The organism is Rhodospirillales bacterium (assembly GCA_016872535.1).
Taxonomy (GTDB): domain Bacteria; phylum Pseudomonadota; class Alphaproteobacteria; order Rhodospirillales; family 2-12-FULL-67-15; genus 2-12-FULL-67-15.
In genome coordinates this window covers 1-24,129 of record VGZQ01000052.1, presented here as the reverse complement: position 1 = coordinate 24,129, position 24,129 = coordinate 1, and the positions used below count along the sequence as shown (strand labels likewise).

General features: G+C 65.9%; 19 protein-coding genes. 11 read left to right on the top strand and 8 right to left on the bottom strand.

The genetic code is table 11. The features are described from left to right. Positions 1-283 precede the first annotated feature (283 nt). Entirely contained in the window at positions 284-1,519 is a 1,236-nt protein-coding gene (locus FJ311_11080; protein MBM3951984.1) for a hypothetical protein, read from the top strand. 18 nt (positions 1,520-1,537) lie between these two features. On the opposite strand, the gene FJ311_11075 is transcribed toward FJ311_11080, so the two are convergent. Beyond that, positions 1,538-4,663, bottom strand: a complete 3,126-nt coding sequence (locus FJ311_11075) for an EAL domain-containing protein (GenBank protein MBM3951983.1) — start codon at positions 4,661-4,663, stop codon at positions 1,538-1,540. Positions 4,664-5,009: 346 nt separating this feature from the next. Here FJ311_11075 and FJ311_11070 point away from each other — a divergent pair, with 346 nt between their 5' ends. The 5 genes from FJ311_11070 to FJ311_11050 all read left to right on the top strand — a co-directional run bounded on the left by FJ311_11070 (position 5,010) and on the right by FJ311_11050 (position 9,437). Further along, positions 5,010-5,942 (top strand): ribose-phosphate pyrophosphokinase, encoded by a 933-nt coding sequence (locus FJ311_11070; GenBank protein MBM3951982.1) that lies wholly within the window; start codon positions 5,010-5,012, stop codon positions 5,940-5,942. Positions 5,943-6,021: 79 nt separating this feature from the next. After that, on the top strand, positions 6,022-6,762 hold the full coding sequence (locus FJ311_11065; protein MBM3951981.1) for a 50S ribosomal protein L25/general stress protein Ctc: 741 nt from the start codon (positions 6,022-6,024) through the stop codon (positions 6,760-6,762). A 33-nt stretch (positions 6,763-6,795) separates the two neighbouring features. Further along, positions 6,796-7,410 (top strand): aminoacyl-tRNA hydrolase, encoded by a 615-nt coding sequence (locus FJ311_11060; protein ID MBM3951980.1) that lies wholly within the window; start codon positions 6,796-6,798, stop codon positions 7,408-7,410. A 1-nt stretch (position 7,411) separates the two neighbouring features. Further along, entirely contained in the window at positions 7,412-8,512 is a 1,101-nt protein-coding gene (gene ychF / locus FJ311_11055) for a redox-regulated ATPase YchF (GenBank protein ID MBM3951979.1), read from the top strand. Between the two features lie 40 nt (positions 8,513-8,552). Then, a complete protein-coding gene (locus tag FJ311_11050) occupies positions 8,553-9,437 on the top strand; it encodes an alpha/beta hydrolase (GenBank protein ID MBM3951978.1) in 885 nt (294 codons plus the stop codon). A 10-nt stretch (positions 9,438-9,447) separates the two neighbouring features. Here FJ311_11050 and FJ311_11045 read toward each other — a convergent pair whose 3' ends face one another. Both FJ311_11045 and FJ311_11040 read right to left on the bottom strand, forming a co-directional pair. Next, positions 9,448-10,233, bottom strand: a complete 786-nt coding sequence (locus FJ311_11045) for a hypothetical protein (protein MBM3951977.1) — start codon at positions 10,231-10,233, stop codon at positions 9,448-9,450. 14 nt (positions 10,234-10,247) lie between these two features. Then, positions 10,248-12,584: a trypsin-like serine protease gene (locus FJ311_11040; GenBank protein MBM3951976.1), complete on the bottom strand. Its 2,337-nt coding sequence runs from the start codon at positions 12,582-12,584 to the stop codon at positions 10,248-10,250. 150 nt (positions 12,585-12,734) lie between these two features. Between FJ311_11040 and FJ311_11035 the strand changes: the two genes are divergently transcribed. From FJ311_11035 to FJ311_11020, 4 genes are read left to right on the top strand one after another with little or no spacing between them, the layout of a single operon-like run. Next, complete coding sequence (locus tag FJ311_11035) at positions 12,735-13,406, top strand: dienelactone hydrolase family protein (protein MBM3951975.1); 672 nt, start codon at positions 12,735-12,737, stop codon at positions 13,404-13,406. 22 nt (positions 13,407-13,428) lie between these two features. Then, positions 13,429-14,349 carry an S-methyl-5'-thioadenosine phosphorylase gene (locus tag FJ311_11030; protein ID MBM3951974.1) on the top strand — a complete coding sequence of 307 codons (921 nt, stop codon included), beginning with the start codon at positions 13,429-13,431 and terminating at the stop codon, positions 14,347-14,349. Continuing rightward, positions 14,346-15,446: an S-methyl-5-thioribose-1-phosphate isomerase gene (mtnA, locus tag FJ311_11025; protein MBM3951973.1), complete on the top strand. Its 1,101-nt coding sequence runs from the start codon at positions 14,346-14,348 to the stop codon at positions 15,444-15,446. Before FJ311_11030 ends, mtnA begins: the two co-directional genes overlap by 4 nt. After that, on the top strand, positions 15,389-15,829 hold the full coding sequence (locus FJ311_11020) for a DUF1232 domain-containing protein (GenBank protein ID MBM3951972.1): 441 nt from the start codon (positions 15,389-15,391) through the stop codon (positions 15,827-15,829). Before mtnA ends, FJ311_11020 begins: the two co-directional genes overlap by 58 nt. 45 nt (positions 15,830-15,874) lie before the next feature. Here FJ311_11020 and FJ311_11015 read toward each other — a convergent pair whose 3' ends face one another. Together FJ311_11015 and FJ311_11010 are read right to left on the bottom strand one after the other, a co-directional pair. Then, the gene (locus FJ311_11015; GenBank protein ID MBM3951971.1) at positions 15,875-17,986 is read right to left on the bottom strand and encodes a PAS domain S-box protein; all 2,112 of its coding nucleotides are present in this window, start codon (positions 17,984-17,986) and stop codon (positions 15,875-15,877) included. A gap of 546 nt (positions 17,987-18,532) precedes the next feature. Then, positions 18,533-19,918, bottom strand: coding sequence for a hypothetical protein (locus FJ311_11010; GenBank protein MBM3951970.1), 1,386 nt, complete (start codon positions 19,916-19,918; stop codon positions 18,533-18,535). A 282-nt stretch (positions 19,919-20,200) separates the two neighbouring features. Between FJ311_11010 and FJ311_11005 the strand changes: the two genes are divergently transcribed. Next, positions 20,201-22,282, top strand: a complete 2,082-nt coding sequence (locus tag FJ311_11005; GenBank protein MBM3951969.1) for a bifunctional aldolase/short-chain dehydrogenase — start codon at positions 20,201-20,203, stop codon at positions 22,280-22,282. Between the two features lie 4 nt (positions 22,283-22,286). Here the strand turns inward: FJ311_11005 and FJ311_11000 are convergent, their stop codons facing one another. The 3 genes from FJ311_11000 to FJ311_10990 all read right to left on the bottom strand — a co-directional run. Continuing rightward, positions 22,287-22,868 carry a peptidyl-prolyl cis-trans isomerase gene (locus FJ311_11000; GenBank protein ID MBM3951968.1) on the bottom strand — a complete coding sequence of 194 codons (582 nt, stop codon included), beginning with the start codon at positions 22,866-22,868 and terminating at the stop codon, positions 22,287-22,289. Between the two features lie 13 nt (positions 22,869-22,881). Next, positions 22,882-23,646: a cytochrome c1 gene (locus tag FJ311_10995; GenBank protein MBM3951967.1), complete on the bottom strand. Its 765-nt coding sequence runs from the start codon at positions 23,644-23,646 to the stop codon at positions 22,882-22,884. A gap of 22 nt (positions 23,647-23,668) precedes the next feature. Next, a partial coding sequence (locus tag FJ311_10990; protein MBM3951966.1) for a cytochrome C occupies positions 23,669-24,129 on the bottom strand: 461 nt, incomplete at its 5' end.

The following is a 24,129-nucleotide window of genomic DNA, read 5'->3' as shown; positions in this document are numbered from 1 at the left end:
CCCTGGACGGCGCCTGGGGGTCGATGGCGTCGCTGGTGGCGAGCGCGGCGGTGGCGGGCATCGCCGACGTGATCCGGCGCGCGGGCGAATCCCCGCGCGCGTCGAATGAAGCGCCCCTACCGGGTCGCGCGGAGGAGTCGGCCGCGCGCTCTGCGCCCAAACAAACCTCCTAACGTCGCCTGAAGGTTCCGGCCGTGCCCGCCGCCGCCGGTCTGCCCGTGCCGACGGCGAAAAGCTTCGCCGCCGCCGACGGTGCGCCGTCCCAGCCGTTCGGGAGGTCGCCATGAGCGAGGCGCCCCGCGTTGTGGCGGTTCTGACGCTGCTTGCGCTGTTGGGCGCGTGCGACACGGTCAAGCGTATCCCGTCCCAGGTGGGCGAATTGGGCTCGCGCGTCGGCGGCTGGTTCTCCTTCGGCGGCGGCGATACGGCCATCGCCGACGACCCGCAGGTGATCGTGCTGCCGCTCGCCGGCACCGATTGGCTCGGGCGGCCGGCGTTGGCCGAGGAAATCGCGCGCCTGTTGCGGGCGACGACGCCGAACGCCCGCGCCGGAACGGCGCCCGACGGCCGGTCGCGGACGATCGAGGGCCACGTCGAAACCATCGAGGAAGGCGACAGCGTCGTTTGGCTCGAGATCGCCTGGACCTACCGCGGCCGCGACGGCGCGCCGATCGCCGAACACCGCCAGATCGCAGCCATGGATCGCAAGCTGTGGACGCGCGCCGCGCTGTCGGCGGTGCAGATGATTGCTTCCGAAATCGCACCCAAGGCGGCGGCGCTGCTGCGCAACGAATCGCCTCGCTTGGTGGCGTCCCGCCCGGCCAACCCGCGCGAGGATGGGTTCGTCCTCGGCGGTGAGATCGCGTCGAACCAACCGGTCGCCGCGCCTGTTGACACGCGCGGGGATTCGCTCGCGCGACCGTCCGCGCCGGCCCGGCAAGAGCCTCCGGTTTACGCGCCCGCCGGCGCCGTCGCCGCCGCGCAAGCCGTACCGCAACCGTTTCCACAGGCCGTTCCGCAAGCCGCGCCGCCGCTCGCGCCCGCGCTGCCGGTGCGCGAGATCGCCTCGGCGCCGGTCGCGCCAGTGCAGGGCTCGCCCTTATCTTCGGCCTGGGCCAATCCGGTGATTCTGGTCAAATTGGTCGAGGGCGCGCCCGGCGACGGCAACCAGGCGTTGATGTTGGCGATCAAGCAGGCGCTCCGCATCCGCAACTTCATGGTGACGGAAGATCCGCGCCAGGCGGTGTTCCTGATCGAAGGTCGGGTCGAGATCGCGCCCCCGACCAACGGGCGCCAGCGGGCCAAGGTGGTTTGGACCGTAACCACCGTGAGCGGCGGCCAGGTCGGCCGCGCCATCCAGGAAAACACGATCCCCGCCGGCAGCCTCAACGGCGCTTGGGGGCAGGTGGCGGTTATGGTCGCCAACGCCGCCGCCGACGGGGTCGAGGAATTATTCGGCCGGCCGTCGACGCCGCCGTTGCCACAGGTGCCGGGGCGCGCGTTGCCGCCGCCCAGATGACACCGTCGGCTTTCGCTCTCACGAACTGATCACGGTTTTCCGGTCGAGAAATTCGACGAACGAACCGAACGGCATGGGCGGGCTGAACAGATACCCTTGGGCGTAGGAACACCGTTCGCCGCGCGCCAGCCACAAATGCTCGGACGTTTCGATCCCTTCGACGGCGATGTCGAGCCCGAGCGACCGCGCCATGGCCACGATCCCGGAAAACAGGCGACGGTCGCGGGCATCGAGCAGGACGCCGCGGATGAAGATTTGGTCGATCTTGAGCATGCTGAACGGGGATTTCTTGATGTAGCTCAGCGACGAATACCCGGTGCCGAAATCGTCGAGCGACAGGCCAACGCCGAGATTGCGCATCGATTCCATGATTTCCAGCGTCAGAGGCACGTCGCGCATGAGAAGGGTTTCGGTGACTTCCACCTTGAGAAAATCCGGGGGAAGGGAATGGGTGTCGAGGGCCTCGGCGATCTGGTCCACGATGCGGCGGTCCATCTGGCGCGCCGACAGGTTGATCGACATGAACAGCGGGCGGCCGTTGCGGCGCCGGAGCTCGGCGGCGGCGCGGCAGCTTTCCTTGAGGACCCAGTCGCCGATGTTCTGGATGAGATCGGCTTCCTCGGCGATCGGGATGAATTCGGCCGGGCTGACATCGCCCAATTCCGGGTTTTTCCAGCGCAGCAGCGCTTCCGCGCCCGCCACCGCTCCGGTGGCGAGATCCATGATCGGCTGATAGACGAGCGACAGCTCGTTGCGGTCCAGGGCCCGGCGCAGGCCGGTCTCCAGGGCGACGTGGCGCACGATGCGCAAGCCCGCTTCCCTGCGGAACGGCATCATGCGGTTCTTACCCGCGCGCTTGGCCTCGTACATGGCGGTTTCGGCGTTCCTGATCAAGATGTCCGGGCTGTCGCCGTCGTCGGGGTAAAGCGCGATGCCGAGACTCGCGGACACGAACAATTCGTGCGTGCCGATGGTGGCCGGTTGGGCGCAGGCGAAGAGAATCTTGCGCCCCGCGATGTCCGCCGACAGGTCCTGTTTGAGGTCGGGCAGAACGACCAAAAACTCGTCGCCGCCGAGCCGGGCGACCGAGTCGGCCTCGCGCAGGCCCCCTTTGAGCCGTGTCGCGATGACGTTGAGCAGCGAATCGCCCACGGCGTGGCCGAGGGTGTCGTTGATCTTCTTGAAGCCGTCGAGATCGACCATGATCACGGCCACCTTGGTATCGTCGCGCCCGGCCCGCGCGAGCGCTCCGTTCAGGCGGTCGCGGGCGAGCAGCCGGTTGGGCAAGCCGGTCAATTCGTCGAAGTGGGCCTGGCGCAGGAGCCTTTCTTCGTATTCCTTGCGCAGCGTGACGTCTTCCTTCATGGCGGCGTAATGGGTGATACGCCCGCCGTCGTCGCGGATCGGCGAGATGATCTCGTATTCCCAGTACAGCGATCCGTCCTTGCGCCGATTGAGAATCTCGCCGCGCCAAACGTTGCCCGCCGTGATGGTGCGCCAGAGGCTCTCGAACACCTCGGGCGGGTTGAGCCCCGAGTTGAGGAGATTGGATCTTTTGCCGATGGCTTCTTCCGGCGGATACAAGGAGGTCTCGGAAAAGCGCGCGTTGACGTACTCGATGACGCCGTCGGTGTTGGTGATCATGACCGAGGACGGGCTTTGCTCGGCGAGCTGCGACAGCCACTGCACGCGCGAGCGGAGCGCCGCTTCGCGGCTGACATCGCGGATCGAGAGAACGTTCCTGGCCGCGCCGGCGTAATAGGCCTGCCCGCCGGACATTTCGATCGGTATCGCCGCGCCGTCCTTGCGCCGGCCGGCGAGGCGGACGAGATTCGTACCCTGGTTGCGGGCGTAAGCCGCCAGCATCGCGGCATGGTCGTCGGGCGCCAGGCGCGACAGCGCGGCGCCGCGCAGTTCGCCCGGCTCGTAGCCGAAAATTTCCGCAAGCCGCCGATTGACGTCCAAGATGGTCTCGCCGTCGTGGACGAGGACGCCATCGAGCGTCGCGTCGGCCAGGTCCCGCCAGCGTTCCTCCTCCTTTCTCTGTTCCTGGCTGGAATGCTCGAGCGCCGCGGCCATCCGGTCGAAGGCGCGGGCCAGCCGTCCGATCTCGTCGGGCGATTCGGACAATCCGGTGCGCGCGGCCAAATCGCCGAACTCCAGGCGCGTGGCGGCGGCGATCAGCCGGTCGGTGCGCCGCGTCAGCAAGCGGTCGGCCAGCCCGATGGCGAACGCGGCGGCAATGAAGCCGAGAACGGCGATCGTCGTCAAGGTGCGGTACAGTTCCGCCCGGGAGGATGCCAGCACCGACTCGATCGGGGTTCCGACCACGACATGGGAAATGGCCCGATTCTGAACGAACAGCGGAATGGACGCGAAAAGGAAAGTACCATCCCCCAGATTTTTGCTCCGAAAAACGGAGGCGGCCCTCGCGGCCAGAACCGGCTCGAGCCCGGTATCGAGTACGGACTGTCCGACGCGCTCCCCTCGCGGGTAATCGACGAGGATCACGCCGCGCGAATCGAGGAGAAACAGTTGTGTGTCCGGCTGCAAGCCGGCCAGCGCGGCCTGCTGGTGGGCCCAATTGAGATCGAGGGCGCCGGATATGACCCAATCGACGATGCCGCTCGGACCGACGTAGGGATAAGCGTGCACGACTATCACGTTGCCCGAGATGCGCGCGACCTGGTAATCGCCGACGACGAAGGTGCCGGTCTTGATCGCCTGTTCGAACCAGGCCCGGTCGGCGAGATTGATCGGATAAGCCGGCAACGGCAGGCCGCTGCACCAGACCTGCCCGTTGGGCGCCGTGACGACCATGTTTTCGAGCATGGGCGCCTGCTCGACGGTCTCGCGAAGCAATTTACTGCACGCCCGCGCGTCGCCCGAGGCGACCGGGCCGGCGTGGCCGAGCGCGCGCAGCAGCGCGCGGGTTTCGTTGACGATGCTTTCGTGACGGGCGGCGAGGACGCGGGCGGTGGCGAGAAGCTCCTTCTCGGCGCGGGCGATCGCATCGCGCTGGCTGATCGCGGCGGCGAGGGTCGCCCACACGGCCATCGGCACGATTGCGACCGCGACGATCAGCAGAACGCGCGCCCGCAGGGTGTGGACGAACGGCGCGCGGATCGGGGAAGACTTCGCCACCTTGCTCAATGACCCCACATTAGTCTTCCCGTCGGCGCGGCGACCGCCATCTCCTGGCGCCGTCCGCCTTCCCGCCTGGCCGCTGCCGGCAAGGGCGTGCTCCCGAAAGTCTATAGGGAACCAGGGTATTGCAAAATAAGGATTATTTCTAACCGCGGGTTGCGTGAAAAACCGGAAGCGCGTCGTCATTCCGGGCGTTTACAGGGCGGAGCACGCTTGTTACATTCCGCCGCTCTCGGCCGCGACAGGGTTCGTTGCGGCCGGGAATTTTCCTTTTGGGACAAGCGGTTGTCCCGTTCATCGGGTAACCCCGCGCGGCGCGCGGGGGAACGAGTCGGGTTCGGTCATGAAAATCCTCGCGGGCAACAGCAATCGGCCGTTGGCCGAGGCCATCGCCGCCTATTTGCACCTGCCGATGACCAAGGCGACCATCCGCCGTTTTCCCGATCTCGAGGTGTTCGTGGAAATCCACGAAAACGTCCGCGGCGAGGACGTGTTCCTGGTGCAGTCGACATCGTACCCCGCCAACGACAACCTGATGGAATTGCTGGTCGCGGTCGACGCCCTGAAGCGCGGGTCGGCGCGCCGCGTCACCGCCGTGATCCCCTATTTCGGCTACGCGCGCCAGGACCGCAAATCGGGACCGCGCACGCCGATTTCGGCCAAGCTCGTCGCCAACATCATCACGCGGGCCGGTGCCGACCGGGTGCTGACCGTGGATCTGCACGCCGGCCAGATTCAGGGTTTCTTCGATATTCCCGTCGACAATCTCTACGCCGCGCCGGTGTTCGTGAAGGACATCCAGTCGCGCTTCAACGGCGAGGACCTGATGTTCGTCTCGCCCGACGTGGGCGGCGTCGTGCGCGCGCGCGGGCTGGCCAAGCGGTTCAACGCCGATCTCGCCATCATCGACAAGCGCCGCGAGCGCGCCAGCGTGTCCGAAGTGATGAACATCATCGGCGACGTCAAGGGCCGGCGCTGCCTGCTGGTCGACGACATCGTCGATTCGGCCGGCACGCTGTGCAACGCGGCCGCCGCGCTCAAGGATGCCGGCGCGACCTCGGTTTCGGCGTACGTCACCCACGGTGTGCTGTCCGGCGGCGCGGTCGCGCGGGTGACCTCGTCGCCGCTCGAAAAAATGATCATCACCGACAGCATTCAGGCGACCGAGGCCGTGCGCGTCTCCAACAACATCGAGCAGCTGTCGATCGCGCCTTTGATCGCGGAGGCGATCCGGCGCATCAGCGAGGAATCGTCCGTATCCAGCCTGTTCGATTGAGAACCGGCGGACTTGAGACCCCGGCGGCACCCCTGGAGGCCGCGGGGAACCAAACCTGAAAGCTGAAGGAGCATGGAAGATGGTTCAGGTCGTGCAAATGCCCGCCGAGCGGCGGGAACGGGCAGGTAAGGGGGCAGCCCGGGCCGTGCGTCGCGCGGGACGGGTTCCCGCGGTCGTCTACGGCGACAACAAGCCCCCGTTCAACATTTCCCTCGACCCGCGCGACGTGGCCCGCGAATTGGGCCGCCCCGGTTTTCGCTCGCGCGTGTTCGAACTCAAGCTCGACGGCGAATCGATGCGGGCGCTGGCGCGCGACGTGCAGGTCGATCCGGTCAGCGACCGGCCGCTGCACGTCGACTTCATGCGCTTCGGGCCCAACGCGGAACTGCGCGTCGAGGTCAGGGTCGAGTTCATCAACGAGGGCAAATCGCCGGGCCTCAAGGTCGGCGGCGTGCTTAACGTCGTCCGCCACGACGTCGAGCTGGTGTGCAAGGCCGATAAGATCCCCGAGGTCCTGACCGTCGATCTCGACGGCCTCAAGATCGGTGACAGCGTCCACATCAGCCACATCAAGCTGCCCGAGGGCGTGCGGCCGGCGATTCGGGACCGCGACTTCACGGTGGCGACCATCGCGGCGCCGACCCGTTACGAAGAAGAGGTCAAGCCGACCGAAGCGGCGGCGGTCGAGGGCGCGGCGGCGGTTCCGGCCGAAGGCGCGGCGGCGGCTCCGGCCGCGGGCGCGGCGGCGGCTCCGGCGGCGGGCGCGGCGGCGGCTCCGGCGGCGGGCGCGGCCAAGCCCGAGGCCAAGGGCAAGAAGTAAAGCCGACCCGGCGTCGGGGATTCGGGGCGCGCAATGCGGCTCATCGTCGGGCTCGGCAATCCCGGGCCGCATTACGCGCGCAATCGCCACAACGTCGGCTTCATGGCGGCGGACGCGATCGCGCGCGCGCACGGCTTCGCGCCCTGGCGCAAAAAATTCGCGGGCGAGTACGCGGAAGGGACGATCGGCGGCGCGCGCGTGGCGCTGCTGAAACCGATGACCTACATGAACGAATCGGGCCAATCGGTGGCGGAAGCCGCGCGCTTCTTCAAGATCCCGGTCGAGGACATCGTCGTCCTGCACGACGAGATCGATCTCGCGCCGGGGAAGCTCCGGGTCAAGAAGGGCGGCGGCAATGCCGGCCACAACGGGCTCGACAGCATCGCCGATCATCTCGGGCCGGATTTCCTGCGGGTGCGGATCGGGGTCGGCCATCCCGGCGATCCCGAACGGGTCGCGGACTACGTGCTCGCCGACTTCGCCAAGGCCGAACACGACGGCTGGGTGGAAAAAATGCTGGCCGCGATCGCCGACGAATTTCCCCGCCTGCTCGCGGGAGACGATGGCGGCTTCATGAGCCGCGTCGCGGCCGCCGTGCAGCCGCCGAAGCCGAAGAAGACGGACGAAACGCCGGCGAAGGACTCCTAGCATGGGCTTCAACTGCGGCATCGTGGGTTTGCCGAATGTCGGCAAATCCACGCTTTTCAACGCGCTGACCGCGACCCAGGCGGCGGAAGCGGCCAATTTTCCTTTCTGCACCATCGCGCCCAACATCGGCCGGGTGGCGGTGCCGGACGAGCGGCTTGACCGCATCGCCGCCCTGGAAAAGCCCGCCAAGGTCACGCCGACCCAGCTCGAATTCGTCGACATCGCCGGTTTGGTGCGGGGCGCCTCCCGGGGCGAAGGGCTCGGCAACAAGTTCCTCGCCAACATCCGCGAAGTGGACGCGATCCTGCACGTGCTCCGCTGCTTCGCGGACGCGAACGTCACCCACGTCGAGGGGGGCATCGATCCGGTGCGCGACGCGGAAACGGTCGAGACCGAACTGATGCTCGCCGACTTGGACAGCCTGGAAAAACGCATTCCGGCGCTGACCAAGCGCGCGCGCGGCGGCGACAAGGAGGCCAAGGCGGAGTTGGACCTGGCCGAACGGCTCGCCAAGGCGCTCGGCCAGGGAACGCCCGCGCGCGCGGTCGAGGTGCCCGAGGCCGAGAAAAAAACCTTCCGCATGATGCAGCTTTTGACCGCCAAGCCGGTCCTCTACGTCTGCAACGTCGAGGAAGCGAGCGCCGCCGAGGGCAACGCGCTGTCTTCGCGCGCGGAAGCCTGGGCCACGGCGCAAGGCGCCGACGCGGTCGTCATTTCGGCGCGGATCGAATCGGAAGTCGCCGAACTGACCGACGCCGCCGAACGCGCCGCTTTTCTCGCCGATTTGGGCCTCGCCGAAACCGGGCTCGCGCGCGTCATCCGCGCCGGCTACCGGCTGCTCGGCCTGATCACCTTCTTCACCGCCGGGCCCAAGGAGGTGCGCGCCTGGACCGTGCACAAAGGCGCGACCGCGGCCGAGGCCGCCGGGACTATCCACACCGATTTCGCGCGCGGCTTCATCGCCGCCGAAACCATTGCGTACGCCGACTTCATCGCCTGCGGCGGCGAAGCGGGCGCCAAGCAGGCGGGCAGGATGCGCCAGGAAGGGCGCGACTACGTGGTCCAGGACGGCGACGTGATACTGTTTCGTTTCAACGTGTAAATTCGCGAAACGCCGGCGCGCGGCCGGCAAGGGGGGCACGATGACGATGCGGATTTGGTTGGCGGCGCTGTTATGTGTTGTCACTGTGCCGGCACAGGCACAGGCGCAGGTGCCGGCGTTTACCGAGGTATTCGTCGCGGTCGATACCGGCCGCACGCGCGACGAGGGCGGCAAGGCCGTGCCCGTGACCCAGAGGGCGATCCTGACGCTGCCCGCGCGGCCGACCGACACGGCACTGCTCTTCTTCCGGGGCAATCCTGGCTACATGCTGGCGAATTCGGTGGACGACAAGCGGCGCAATCTCGGCTGGATCGGGCGCAACGGCGAAGCGCATCGAGTGCTGATGCAATCCGGCATCGCGCTCGCGCAGATGGATTGCCCGACCGACCAGTGGGGCGAAACCCCGCGCCCGCCGGCGACCGCCTGCCTCAACGACTACCGCAAGTCGCGCCAGCACGCCGACGACGTGCGCAAGATGCTGGCGCACTTGAAGGAACGTCACGGCCTGGCGAAAGCCTACATCCTCGGCCACAGCATCGGCACGGTCAGCTCGCGCTGGCTTAACGTCAATCTCGCCAAGGGCGAGGTCGCCGGCATCGTCCATTCGGCGACCATCAACGTGGCCAACCCCAAGGGGCATCTCCTCCAGGTTCTCGGCAATCTCTGGTCGGAATTTCCGGGCAAGGCGGCGGACATCCCGATGCTGCATGTGCATCATGAAAATGACGCCTGCCCGGTTACGCCCTACGGGATGGTGCGCGCCTACGCCAAGGGCAATCTGGTGACGGTCAAGGGCGGCGAGGCCGACGGCGATCCTTGCGGCGCCGGCCACCACCACTCCCACCAGGGCCGCGAGGCGGCGGCCATGGGCGCGATCGTCGCCTGGATCAAGACCGGGCGGGTCGAGGCGACGGTCGGGGAGTGAGCGGCGCCAGCTAGATCACGTCGCCGATGATGCGCACGAACCGCTGGCGCACTTCCTCCGCGATCTCGGACTGCCGGACGTTGCGCCCGCCGGCGAATACCGCGATGCGCGTACTGGCGGAATCGCGTATGCCGCGCTCCTGTCTTTTTTCCTCGCGTTCTTCTTCGTCCTCCGGGTGCCCGGTGATGCTGCGGCTGAAGGTGATGGACTTTCCGTCGCGGGGACGGGGGCCGCGGATGATCCCGAAGGTCACGCGCGCGATGATGATGTAGGTGTCGTCGGTGACGTAGCTGCCGATGATGCTGCCGATGGTTGCGCCGGCGAAGGTGCCCGCGGCCAAGCCGATGGCGGTGCCGGCGGTCGTGTTCGACCGGTAACCGGCGATCCCCCCGGCGGCCGCGCCGGCGCTGGCGCCGAGAAAGGAAAACTCGTCGGCATAGTTCTTTTGAATATGGCCGCTGTAGACCACGTTGACATCGACCATCATGCCGAAATCGTCGCCGTCGGTCGGGATGTAGCCGGTTTCGCGATAAGCGCTTCGGATTTGATCGGTGAATCGCTTCAAATTGAAGGCGACGTCGCCCGAGGTATTGCGCACCCGCACCTTGATCTGTCGGTTCTTATGGAACGACGGGTCAGTCACGATGTTTTTCTCGATGACGGAGCCGAACTGAAGACCGGTATCCGGGTCCTTGACCATGCCGTAACGCGCGGGCGGGTTGACGACGTTGCCGCAGGCGGCGAGCGCGAGGCCGGCGAAAGTGATGGCGGCAATGGTGAAGAGTCGGCGTTTCATGGATCGGCCTTTCGCTATTCGGACTTCGCCTGGAAGCCGGGCAGATGTTCGCGCAGGAATTCGAGGACTTCCGAGTAATGAACGGCGAAGTTGAGCCCTTCCGCGGTGTCTTTACGGGCGCCGAAGGTATTTACTCCAACGACCCGGTCGCCGAGGAACAAGGGCCCGCCCGAATTGCCGGGATTGATCGGCGCGTCGGTTTGGATGTAAAGCACATCCTTGCCGCCGCCACCCGAGAGATTAATCCCCGGGCGTTGCCGTACGGCGCTGACCACGCCGCGGGTAATGCTGAACTCGAGCCCCCTGGGGTGGCCGATGGCCTCCACCGTTTTACCGAGATCGATCGTTTTGTCGGTATAGAACCGCACCGGCCGGCCGCGGCTTTGGACCTTGATCAGCGCCAAATCGAGTCGCACATCCTTGGCGATGACCTTGCCGAAGGTTTCCTGCTTGTCGTACATCTTCATTTCGACAAACGGCTTATCCTCGACCACGTGCCAGTTGGTCAGCACCACGTCGGACGCGACGAAAAATCCGGTGCCCAGTGACTTCTTTGCGCCAACGTACACGACCACGACATTGTCGAAGCGCGTGTCGTTGAGCGGACGGGCGTCGAACCGGGCAGCCTCATGCTTGGCGAGGGCGCGGTTCTTGTCGGCAAGCATTTCCTGGCGAAGAGCGGCCAGGTCGGGCAGCGGCTTTTCCTGGCCTTTGTGGGCGAGATAGTGATCGACCAGCTGGCTCAGGCGCACGGTTGCCGATTCTTCTTCCCACCTCTTGACGTCCTCGTCCCTGTGGCCGCTGGCATAATGGGTATCCTTGGCCGGATCGTTGTCGTGGACATTGTAGATCGGCTCGAAGGTGCGCCGCTCGACGATGTCGAAGGTGGATTTGAAGTAAGTGCGGCGGGCGCGATCAATAACATAGTAATGAACCGTCATCGTTTTGGTGCCCCGGACGGTCGCCTTGTCGAATTGATAGGGTTCGAAAACCGGCTGATCAACAGTCATCGGAGTCGTGCGCAGTCGTTCCATCAATTTCTGAACTTTCTCTCTCGCGGCGGCCTCTCCAGCGGCGCTCGCTATTTGAGCCAGCGCCTTTCCGAAACATCCAACCCCATAACAATATTGTGCGTTGGTCGAAGCGGACTGCATTGCTGCGCTTTGCATTTCGACTTGCGCTTGGTTCAATTCGTTCTGCAGGATGTTGTAATCAGGATTGGGTACGGTTTTATGTCCGACGATTTTTTGCGCAGGGGTCTTTTTGGTGTCGGTGATCCGCCGGCTGGCCTTGGCGAGCGCGACGTCGAACGCGACGACATAGTCGCCTTTCGAGGGCCCGGTCTCGGACAACGCCGTGTCGAGCGAGGCGCGCGAGACATCGGTCGGCAAGTCCACATCGACCTCGACGGGGAACTCGACGCCGCCGCTCTTGAGCAGCGCGTGGCTGGTAATCTCGACGAAGGCGATGCGCGCACCCGGCACGGCCTTGACGTCGAACCCCGCCGCCTTGGCGGAGCGCACGGCCTGCAGGGTCGCTTTAAGGTCGGGCTTGCCGCCGCGCGACGTTTCATTGAGAATCCTTGCGGTAAAAAGTCCGCCAAGTTCGCGCCAGCGTTCGTCGCCCAAAACGTCGCGAGGATAGTTTTGGGCGAACGCGCGCAGGGCCGAACTGGGCGATCGATCGAGTCGGTTTTTCAAGGCGTCGAAATGGCGCGCCGTAAAGTTCAGCTTGTCCAGGTCGATCGGGTAGGCGTCGAAGAAGGACCCGCCGGAAAAATGATCGAATGCCAGAAACGCATCCGGGGCCGAGGCGTTCAATTTTTCCCGCAATTGGGTCAGGGCCGTTTCGAGCCGTTTGGCGGCCTCGGAACGAAACTCGGGGCTCTTGAGCAGCGCGTGTTCGGGGTACGCCGCCAACGCTTTTGCGCCCTCGGCGAGTCGGCCGCGCACGGCGGCCCATTCGGCCTGCGGGACCGGCCAAGCCGAGGCGAGGGCTTCCGAGGCCTTGGCTAGATCGGCCTCGGTTTTGGTGTTGAAATAATCCGCCGTTCGACGCAGTAGGGTCGCGTGTTTGACGGCGGCCTCGGGTTGGCGGAAGTATTCGCGTTGTTCGTCGTAAAGCCGCACCGCGTCCTCAAATCGCGATTCCTGGACGAGGCTGGCTAAATGATCGCCCTGATCGTAGAAGGGAAGATATACGGCTTGCGAAACTCTGGTCGGCGTGGGTGACGAGAATGATGAAGACGATGATGAAAAGTTGGGAAACGACCCGTCCGTCTGGCACGCGGCGGTCGCGGCCATCGTGGCGAGAACGAAAAAGTGGCTCCGAAGAACTCGCAACGGCCTCATGAGTCCTCCTGGCTCTAAAGAACATTACCAGAACATCTATTTAGAGTCGAATCCGACACCCGCTCGATGCACGCATCCAGAGTATCGGCCGTAATCCCTGGCCCTTCCGGCCGTTTTTGCGTTGAATATATGAGTTAACGGGGAGTTCCCATGGGCGAATGGACGACGCTGAAGGCCGCCGACGGCCACGAGCTGGCCGCCTGGAAAAGTGTCGGGCCGGAGCCGCTCGCCGGCCTGGTGGTGGCGCAGGAAATCTTCGGGGTCAACGAGCACATCCGGCGGGTGACCGACCGTTACGCGTCCCTCGGTTTTGCGGTCGTCGCCCCGGCGCTGTTCGACCGCGCCGAGAAGGGCGTCGAGCTCGACTACGGTGACGCCGACGTGGCGCGCGGGCGCGAATTGCGCGGGCGATTTTCGTGGGATTTATCTTTGCACGACCTTCGTGCGGCGGCCGAATCGGTGCGTTTCGCCGGGCGCGTCGGCGTGATCGGCTACTGTTGGGGCGGCTCCATGGCCTGGAGGGCTGCCGCAAAAAACCCGGTCGACGCGGCGGTATGCTATTACGGCGCCCAGATCGTCGACTATCCCGCCGAGAAACCGAAATGCCCGACGCTCCTGATCTTCGGCGACGAGGACTCCAGCATTCCGCCCGAAACCATCGCCGCCGTCCGAAGCGCCCATCCCGCGGTCGAGACCGAAATCTATCCCGGACCGCACGGCTTCGCCTGCGACATGCGCGCCGCGTACCGGCCGGAAGCCGCGCGCGCCGCCTTCGCCCGGTCCTTCGCGTTCCTTGCCCGGCATTTGCGCGGCACCCCTTAATCTGACACAAAACGGATCGCCCATGAGCAAACTTCCCGGAACGCCCCCCGTCATCGGCATCATCGGCGGCAGCGGCGTCTACGCCATCGACGGGTTGAGGAACGCCCGCTGGCGCAAGATCGCCTCGCCCTTCGGCGAGCCGTCCGACGCGCTGCTCTTCGGCACGCTCGACGGCCAGCGGGTCGTTTTCCTGCCCCGCCACGGTCGCGGCCACTTTATTCCGCCGTCGGCGCTCAACTTCCGCGCTAACATCGACGTCCTCAAGCGCGCGGGCGTGACCGACATCGTCTCGGTCTCGGCGTGCGGTTCGCTGCGCGAGGACCTGCCGCCCGGCACGTTCGTGATCGTCGACCAGTTCATCGACCGCACCTTCGCCCGGGAAAAAACCTTCTTCGGCCCCGGCTTGGTGGCCCACGTCGGCATGGGCCACCCGGTCTGCGGCCGGCTCGGCGACGCGCTGCACGGGGCGGCGAAGGCGGAGGGAATCCCGGTCGCGCGCGGCGGCACCTACCTGGTCATGGAAGGTCCGCAATTTTCGACCCAGGCCGAATCGAATCTCTACCGATCCTGGGGCAGCGACGTGATCGGCATGACCAACATGCCCGAGGCCAAGCTCGCGCGCGAGGCCGAGATGTGCTACGCCACCGTCGCCATGGTCACCGACTACGACTGCTGGCATCCGGACCACGGCCATGTCTCGGTCGAGGCGGTGATCAAGGTGCTGTTCGACAACGCGGACAAGGCCCGCGCGTTGATCCGCCGGGTGGTGCCCGCGCTCTCGGCGCGGACGGAATCGTGCGCCAAGGGGTGCCATACCGCGCTCGACAACGCCGTCATCACCCATCCGGAGAAGCGGAGCCGCGTCATGGTGAAGAAACTGTCGGCAGTCGCCGGCCGGGTGCTGGGCGCGGCGCCCCCTAAGAAGAAGCGCGCCCAAAAATGAAGGTCGACGGCAAGCCCACGCGCACCATTTGGTCCGCGCCGGACGGAAACGCGGTCGAGATCATCGACCAGCGCCGCCTGCCGCACGAATTCGTGACCGCGCGCTTGGCGACGCCCGAGGATGCCGCCCGCGCCATCGCCGAAATGTGGGTACGCGGCGCGCCGCTGATCGGGGCGACGGCGGCCTACGGGGTGGCGCTCGCCATGCGCCGCGATCCGAGCGACGCGGGTCTCAACGCCGCCCGCGCGCTGCTGATCGCGACCCGGCCGACGGCGATCAACCTGCGCTGGGCGCTGGACGAGATGGCGTCGGCGCTGATGCCGATTGCGCCCAAGGCCCGCGCCGCGTCCGCCTTTGCCCGTGCGGGCGAAATCTGCAACGAGGACGTCGCCATCAACTCGGCCATCGGCGACCACGGGTTGAAGATTTTCCGCGAGGCCTGGGAGCGCAAGGGGCGGCGCGATCGGCTCAACGTGCTCACCCATTGCAACGCGGGCTGGCTCGCCACCGTCGATTGGGGCACGGCGACCGCGCCGATCTACAAGGCGTTCGACTCCGGGCTCCCAGTCCATGTCTGGGTCGACGAAACCCGCCCGCGCAACCAGGGCGCCTCCTTGACCGCGTGGGAACTGGCCAACCACGGCGTGCCGCACACGGTGATCGTCGACAACGCGGGCGGGCATTTGATGCAGCGCGGCCGGGTCGATTTCTGCATCGTCGGCACCGACCGGGTCACGGCGCAAGGCGACGTGTGCAACAAGATCGGCACGTATTTGAAGGCGCTGGCGGCCCACGACACGGGCGTGCCGTTCTACGTCGCCCTGCCGAGTCCAACCATCGACTGGACGGTGAGCGACGGCCTCAGGGAAATCCCGATCGAGGAACGGAACCCCGACGAAGTCACCCGCATCGCCGGACGCGCCGGCGACGGCCGGATCGAAAGCATCCAGCTGACGCCCGCGGCTAGCCCCGCCGCCAACCCGGCCTTCGACGTGACGCCGGCGCGCTTGGTCACCGCGCTGATCACCGAAAAAGGCGTATGTCCGGCCTCGCGCGAAGGCCTCGCCCGGCTCTTTCCCGAACGGCGCGTCGCTTGATCGGGCGGCTTCAATCCTGGGCGCGCGCGATCCGAAGCGAGCTGCATGCCCTCTATCTCGCCGGCCGCGATCCCCGGGTGCCGTGGGCGGCCAAGGCGCTGGCGGTCGCGGTCGTCGCCTACGCCGTCTCGCCGATCGACCTCATTCCCGATTTCATTCCGGTGATCGGCTACCTCGACGATCTGCTTCTGGTCCCGCTCGGGATCTATCTCGCCGTTCGCCTGATTCCGCCCGCGATCATGGCCGAACACCGCGCCCGGGCGCGCGCTGCCGAACGCCTTCCCGCCAGCCGCGCCGCCGCCGGCGTCGTGGTCGCGATCTGGCTCGCGCTCGCCTTGCTCGCGGGCTGGTGGGTTTATCGTGAATTCGGGGATTCGATTTAGCGGGCGGGCGGGAGGAGTTTTTTTCGCGGCCCGCTGGGCCAGATCCTAAATCCTGACCGTCCGCTCCGGGGGAAACGTCACGGTCACGGTGGTGCCCCGGCCCTTGGCGCTGGCGATCTCGAAGCGGCCGCCGTGGAGTTCGACCAATTCGTGGGCGAGCGGCAGGCCGAGACCGGTGCCCTCGTGCTTGCGCGCGAGGCTGGAATCGACCTGCCCGAACCGGGACATCGCCACCGCGACCTCTTCTTCGTCCATGCCGACGCCGGTATCGGCGACGGAAAAGAACAGCGATCCGTCCGCCGTCCGTCCGGCCGCGAGCGTCACCGACCCGCCCGGCGCGTTGAACTTGATGGCGTTGGACAGAAGGTTGAGCGTGATCTGCTTGATGCGGCGTTCGTCGGCGACCAGGAAAGGAAGCTTCTCGGGAATTTTCGCGCGCAACTCGATTCCGCCGGCCTCGGCCCGATGGTTGATCAGCCGGGTCACGTCCTTGAGGAGATCGACCAGGTCCAGCCTCTCCTCGGCCAGATCGAGCTTGCCGGCGTCGATCGCCGACATGTCGAGAATGTCGTTGACGAGCCGGAGCAGGTGGCGCCCGGCGTTGTTGATGTCGGCGGCGTACTCCCGGTACTTGGGGGACAGAGGGCCGAACGCTTCGGTCTTCAGGATGTCGGAAAAGCCGATGACGGCGTTGAGCGGCGTGCGCAATTCGTGGCTGGTGTTGGCGAGCAGTTCGCCCCTGAAACGGTTCGCCGCCTCGGCTTCGGTCTTGGCGGCGACCAGGTCCACCTCCATCTGCTTGCGTTGGGTGACATCGATGCGAATCGCGAAATAGCGGAACGGCCTGCCGCGTTCGTTCGGCAGCGGCACGATTGCCGTGTCCACCCAATAGAGCGATCCGTCCTTGGCCCGGTTGCAGATTTCGCCGCGCCAGACCTCGCCGCGCGCGATGGCGCGCCATATGTCGCGAAAAAACGCCTTCGGATGAACGCCGGAATTGAGGATGCGGTGGTTCTGGCCGACAAGTTCCTCGCGGTCATATTTGGAAATATCGCAAAACTTGTCGTTGGCGTAGACGATGTTCCCGGCCACGTCGGTGATGCCGACGATGGCGTGGTGGTCGAGGGCGTATTTGTAGAAATCCAGTTCGCGGTTGGCGTGGCCGAGGGTTTCGCGCGCCGCGAGCAGGCGCCCGGTCTGCCGGACCAGCAGGACTCCGCCCGTGATCGTCGTCAGCACAACGATGCACCAGACCAGCGCCAACCGTGGCCATTCCCGTCGCCAGCGGGCTTCGACGGCGTCCAAGGTCAGCGTCGACCCGACCGAGAAAGGATAACGATCGAGCTGCCGCTGGACGATGAGACGAGCGTGGCCGTCGAGGGACTCGGGCCGGATGAAAGCGGCGGGCGTGTCGGGCACAACCGCCAATTTGACATCGCCCTTGCGCTGCGGGGTACGGATGGTCTGGCCGACGAAGTCCGGTGAATACGGCATGCGCGTCACCAGCGCCCCGTCGGCGTCGATCAGGGCGAACGAGCTTTCGGGGCGGACGCGCAGGCGCGCGTATTCGGCCGACAGCTTCTCGGCGTCGAGAAAAGCGACAACGGTGCCGGCGAATTCGCCATTGGCGGTTTCCAGCCGGCGGCTGATGGTGAAGCGCTTGACGCCGGGATCGACGACGGCCGCCGTCGTCCTGGTGAAATTGGGGCCGAGCCCCGGATTGTCGCGGTGATGGATGAAATAGGGGCGCTCGGCGAAGCTCGGCGACATCTCGGCGATGGGGGCATGGAGCACGCGCCCGTCCGCGTCGGCCAGGGCCATGGCGTGCAGGTACGGTGGGTTGAACCGCCGTATGGTGAATACCGCGCCGAGATCGCGAAGTTCGGGCGCGCGGACGCCGTTCGCCGCGCGCACGCGCGCGGCAACGACCTGGAGTTGGGCGTCGATGTTGCCGAGCGATTCCTCGGTGAACGCCTTGAGCGCGAGCGTTTGGCCGGACAGTTCGGCCACGGCGCCGGCGTAGGATTCATCGTAAATCTGCCGGGCGCGAAACGCGAACAGCGCGGAAACGAGCGCAATAAAAATAAGGCAGGCAGCAAGAATCCGGTTTCGGATTTCGGCTCCGCCCGTCCCAGGCGTGCCGTTTTCTTCGGCCATCCCCCCCTCCCCCCGGAAAAGGCTATTTTTCTTAGTGTTTACCAACCAAACCTAGAATTCTGTACAAAATCGGCTTGTCGCCATAAAAACAATAGGGATTTTTATTTGGGTAACTAAGTAAGGTTTTTCCCCAATGTGGCGCCGATGCGTCTCGAAATACTATTCAATCGGTTATTTGAATAATTATAAACTTTCGACGTCGGTCTGACGAGGGTTTTACGCGCGCGTTGACCCTCGGACCCTACGGCCGGGAACCTTAGCGGGCCGTTGCAAAATACCTCCCGGGCGTCATCGCGAGGGCGCGAAGCGTCCGTGGCGACACAGGGAAACGGCGCAAATTCGCCGCTTCTTGGATTGCTTCATCGGTATCACGCCGTGATGCATGCATTCGCGCGTCGCGCCGATAGGCGCGCATTCGCGCGACACCCCCTTGCAATGACGGCGAAACCGTTCTTGCCGACGGGAGCCATCCGCCCTCCAGCCGCCACTACGCCCGGCAAGGTCTCGTCCGCGACCTAGCCGGGGTATGCCGATCCGGCGGCGCTTTTATTCCGGGGGAGCGTAGCCGGCGAGAGTCTTCGCGGCGTCTTCGTATTTACCCGCGCGGATTTCGGCTTCGGCCTTGGCGAAGGCCGTTTCGTAACTGGCCGCCAGATGGCGGAGCGGGATCAGGATTTTGCTTCGCGCGTCGGCCAGTATTTTGTTGATCTCGCCGATTTTCGTGTCGCGATCGTTTCCGGAAATTCCCTCCAAACCCGCCTCCAGCCGGATCAGGCTGTAGGACAAGGCATCCTTCTTGTCCGTCTCGTCGAAAGCCTTGAGCTTGGGATCGATTAGACCGGTCGCTTTTGCGACGGCCGTGGCGATGCTCGTTTTCTCGGCATCGGCCGGCTTTTTCACGCCCGCCGCCGGCATGTCGTCGAGAACCTTGATCAGGCGCGTCCGCCAGATTGTGACATCGTTTCGCGTCGAAGCGATCTTCAGCGCGGGAATGTCGCTTTTGGCGAGAACGTCGGTCTCGGCCGCGAACGCGCCGGAGTTGGCGCTGGTCATGACCACGTTCAGTTGGTTGGTGAGAAACCCGAGCGACCGGCCGAGGGTGCCGTTGGCGATCTCCAATTGGCGATACTCGGGCTTGGTCTTGAGGCCGCGTTGGTCCATCAGGGCGAGGGTGTCCTGGTTGGCGCGGATTTGCATGCGCACGGATTCGATTTTGCCGCGCAACTCGTCGACGGTCGCCGGGCGCTTGGTCTCGTCGGTCAGGCCGGCGACCCCGGCGTGGAACGAGCAAAGCTCGTGGTACTGGGCGACGTCGCGAATCATGCCTTCGAGCGAATAGATGTTCAGATCCTTGGTGCGACTCTGGTTGATCTCCCTCAGCTTGGCGATGCGCTGGCGGTCGATCTGGCGATTGACGGCGAGGGCAAGATTATTTTGGTAGAAATGCTCGTTAATGTTCGACTGCAGACCGCTCGCGGCGCCGGCGGTGCCGGCGAGGATGCGGGCGGCGGTCTCGCCGGTGACGATGGCTCCGGCCGCGCCGAGCAGGGTGGTGATCCCGGAAAAGGTCGCATTCATGCTAGCGGCGTTGGCGGCGATCCGGGTCTTATGCTGTTCGCACACCTGGTCGGAGAGGTAAAGCAAGTGATCGAGCAGCCGGTCGCGCGCGCTCTTGTCGGTAACCGCCTGTTGACTCGCCGGTTGGGTCGAGCCGAGCAGCGTTCCCTTGTCCAGGTCGAAGGGCCGGATGATGATGTTTCCGGGCTTATCGAGATCCTTCACCAAGGGTCCGCCGCTTTTGCCGGACATGGCCTCGTCGCGGTGCACGAACGAGTCCACCTGGAACTTTTCCTGGACCCATCCGCAGGATGACAGAATCCCGATCGAACCCGCGACCAGGATCGTTCCCGTCCGGGCAAGGCGAACTTTCATGCGAAGTCCCCTGTTCCCAAAAACAGCCACGCCCGTTGTCCCCGCGCACCCGGCGCGGTCGGAGCGGCGGCAGGCAAACTAGCAAGCCCGGGACGGGCCGGAGGGGGCGGGACGGCGTGTGAATCCGGTGGAAAGCGGGGACAATCGGATGGCGGGGACCGGATCGTCCGCCCCCGGAAGCCGCGCGCCCGCGAAGCCGTGAACCTTGCGCGGAGCCTCGGCGCGGAGGATAAAGCGAGCCGTTCCGGCAGCCGAAGCGGGAAGATGGAAGATAGCGCCACCATGAAAAATCTCTGGTCCGACCGCGACGCCGAGGCCTGCGTCAAGCACTACGCCCTGCAAGGCATCGCCCGCGACGTGGCGCTCCGGGTCTACACCACGCGCCTGTTGGGGGGCGAGCCCAGGCTGGTGCTGCACGGGGGCGGCAACACCTCGGTCAAGACGCGGATGCGCGATCTCGCCGGGGAGGATGTCGAGGTGCTCTGCGTCAAGGGCTCGGGCTGGGACATGGCGACCATCGAGCCCCAGGGCCTGCCCGCCGTGCGGCTGAAACCGCTGCTCGGCCTCTTGAAGCTCAAGGCGCTTTCGGACGAAGACATGGTCAACGTCCAGCGCGGCAACCTGATCGATTCCGGATCGCCCAATCCCTCGGTCGAGACGCTGCTGCACGCCTTCATCCCGCACCCCTTCATCGACCATACCCATTCCAACGCGGTGCTCGCGCTTACCGACCAGCCGGACGGCGAGGCCCTCTGCCGCGAAGTGTACGGCGCGACAATGGCCTACGTGCCCTACATCATGCCGGGCTTCGCGCTCGCCAAGAAAGCCGCCGAGATTTACCGCGCCCATCCCGACGTCGAGGGATTAATCCTGCTGAAGCACGGGATTTTCACCTTCGGGGCGACGGCGAAGGAAGCCTACGGGCGCATGATCGGCCATGTCTCGGCGGCGGAAGCGCGCATCAAGAAAGCCGGGCGCAAGACGTTCGCGCTCCGCCCGCTGCCGAAAAAGATCGCGAGCGTGGCCGAGGTGGCGCCCATCCTGCGCGGCCTGCTCGCCATTCCGGTCAACCCTGCCTGGCGCGGTCCCGCCGACAGGCGGGCGAGTAATGAGTGGAAGCGTCTGGTGTTCGATTTCCGCACTAATCCGACGGTACGCGCGTTCGTCGACGGCCGCGACCTCGCCCGCTACGGCCAGGCCGGCACCGCGACCCCCGATCACGTCATCCGCACCAAGCAAAAGCCCTTGATCGTGCCCGCGCCGGAAGCGGGCAAGCTCGCGGCCTTCAGGTCGGCCGCCGAAAAGGCGCTCGGGGATTACGTCGCCGACTACCGCGTCTACTTCGCGCGCAACAACAAACGTTTCAAGGGCGCGAAGAAGGAACTCGACCCAATCCCGCGCGTGGTGCTGGTGCCGGGGCTCGGCCTGTTCGGGCTCGGCGAATCGAAAAAGGCGGCGCGGATCGCCGCCGATCTCGCCGAGACCAACGTCGAGGTCATCCGCGACGCCGAGGCCCTCGGGCGCTACCAGGTGATCCCCGAGCCCGACACCTTCGACGTGGAATACTGGTCGCTCGAACAGGCGAAATTGGGCAAGGGCGCCGAAAAGCCGCTCGCGCGCCACGTGGTGGTCGTTACCGGCGGCGGCTCCGGCATCGGCGCGGCGACGGCGAAAGCCTTCGCCGCCGAAGGGGCCGAGGTCTGCGTGCTCGATCGCGACGCCAAGGCCGCCGAGGCGGCGGCCAAGGCGGTCAAGGGTCTCGGGCTCGGCTGCGACGTGACCGACGCGGCCGAGGTGGCGGCCGCGTTCGACCGCATCGCCGCCGCCTACGGCGGGGTCGATATCGTGGTGTCCAACGCGGGCGCCGCCTGGCAGGGCCGCATCGGCGACGTGGACGAGGCCGCCCTGCGCCAAAGCTTCGAGTTGAATTTCTTCGCCCACCAGCGGGTGGCGCAGCACGCGGTCCGCATCATGCGCGCGCAAGGATTGGGCGGGTGCCTGCTGTTCAATACCTCGAAGCAGGCGGTCAACCCGGGCCGCGACTTCGGCCCCTACGGGTTGCCCAAGGCGGCGACGCTGTTCCTGATGAAGCAATACGCCCTCGACCACGGCGCGGACGGCATCCGCTCGAACGCGGTCAACGCCGACCGCATCCGCTCGGGATTACTCACCGGCGACATGATCGCGTCGCGCTCGAAGGCGAGGGGCTTAAGCGAGGCCGACTACATGGCCGGCAACCTGCTCAAGCAGGAAGTGACGGCGGAAGACGTGGCGCGCGAATTCGTCGCCCTCGCCCTCGCGAAAAAGACCACGGCGGCGATCGTGACCGTGGACGGCGGCAACATCGAGGCGAGCCTGCGCTAAACTTTCAGCGAATGATCGTCGCCTTGGTGATGACGATCGGCGTCTTCGGCGCGTCCTTGTCGAAGGGGCCGGCCGGTCCGGTCGGGGTCGCGACCATGCGGTCGACGACCTCCATGCCCTCGACCACCGCGCCGAACACCGCGTAGCCGAAACCGCCCGGGTGGCGCGGGCCCGCGTCGAGGAACTTGTTGTCCGCGACGTTGATGAAGAACTGGGCGGTGGCCGAATGGGGATCCGACGTGCGCGCCATCGCCACGGTGCCGCGCAGGTTGGAAAGGCCGCCCGGTGATTCGTTCCGCACCGGCTGTCCGGCCGGCTTCTGCTGGTAGTCGGGGGTGAAGCCGCCGCCTTGGGCCATGAAGCCGGGGATGACGCGGTGGAAGATAGTGCCGTCGTAGAATCCAGCGCGCACCAGGCGCATGAAATTCTCGACCGTCCGCGGCGCCCTGGCCGCATCGACCTCGATCACGATCTTGCCGAGGGAGGTGTCGAACTGGACGCGCGCCGCGCTTTGCGCGAACGCCTGCGGGGCACAGAGGAAAAACGCGAACGCGGCGGCGAGCCGCGCGATCCGGCGGCGGGTCATCGATGTGGCTCTCCTAATGCAGGTCCGACCAGATCATGCGCTTCAAGGCGAACAGCATGCCGGTCAGCACCAAGAGGAACAGCAACACCTTGAGGCCGAGGCGCTTGCGCACCTCCATCTCCGGCTCGGCGGTCCACGCCAGGAACGCGACGACGTCCTTGGCCATCTGGTCGACGGTGGCCTTGGTGCCGTCGGCGTATTCGACCGAACCCTCATTGAGCGGCGCGCCCATGGCGATCTGCTGGCCGGGGAAGTAGACGTTGTAGGACATGCCATCCATGAGCTGGATGCCGGCGGGCGCTTCCTTGTAGCCGGTCAGCACCGCATGCAAGTAATCGGCACCGCCCTTGCGCGCCTTGACCATCAGCGAGAGATCCGGCGGATAGGCGCCGTTGTTGGCGGCGCGCGCCGCCTTGTCGTTGGGGAACGGCGCCTTGAACTTGTCGGAGGGGCGGCCCGGACGCTGGAACATTTCGCCCTGGTCGTTGGGGCCGTCGGTGACTTCGACCGATTCGGCGATGGCCTTGATCTCGTCTTCGCTCAGATCGATGCCGGCGAGGTGGCGGTAGGCGACCAGGTTGAGCGAATGGCACGCCGCGCACACCTGGCGATAGACGATCAGGCCGCGACGCACCTGGGCGCGGTCGAAGGACCCGAAAATCCCGTCGAACGACCAGGCCTGCGCCGGCGGCTTGGGCGCGCCGGCGGCAAGGGCCGAGGGGGCGGGGGCGAGGGCGGCGAACGCGAGGAGCGCGGCCAGCAGCGTCGCGGGGGTCATTTTTGTTTTCATGGCGCGCTCCTCACGCCTTCTTGAGGACGGCGGCGCTGATGCTGTCCGGGACGGCCTTGGGCCGCTCGAACAGGCTGACCAGCGGGATCACGACCAGGAAATGCAGGAAGTAATACGCCGTCGCCGCCTGGCCGAGCGGGATGAAGTAGCCCTCGGGCGGATTGGCGCCGACGTAGCCGAGGACGAAGCAGTCGATCACCAGCACCCAGAAGAACTGGCGGTGCACGGGGCGGAAGCGGGCGCTGCGCACCTTGGCGCGGTCCAGCCACGGCAGCAGCATCAGGATCAGGATCGAGGCGAACATGGCGACCACGCCGATCAGCTTCGCCGGGATGAACCAGATGTCGAAGGTGATCGCGCGCAGGATCGCGTAGAACGGCAGCAGGTACCATTCGGGCACGATGTGCGGCGGCGTCACCAGCGGGTTGGCGACGATGTAGTTGTCGGGTTCGCCGAAGAAGTTGGGCGCGA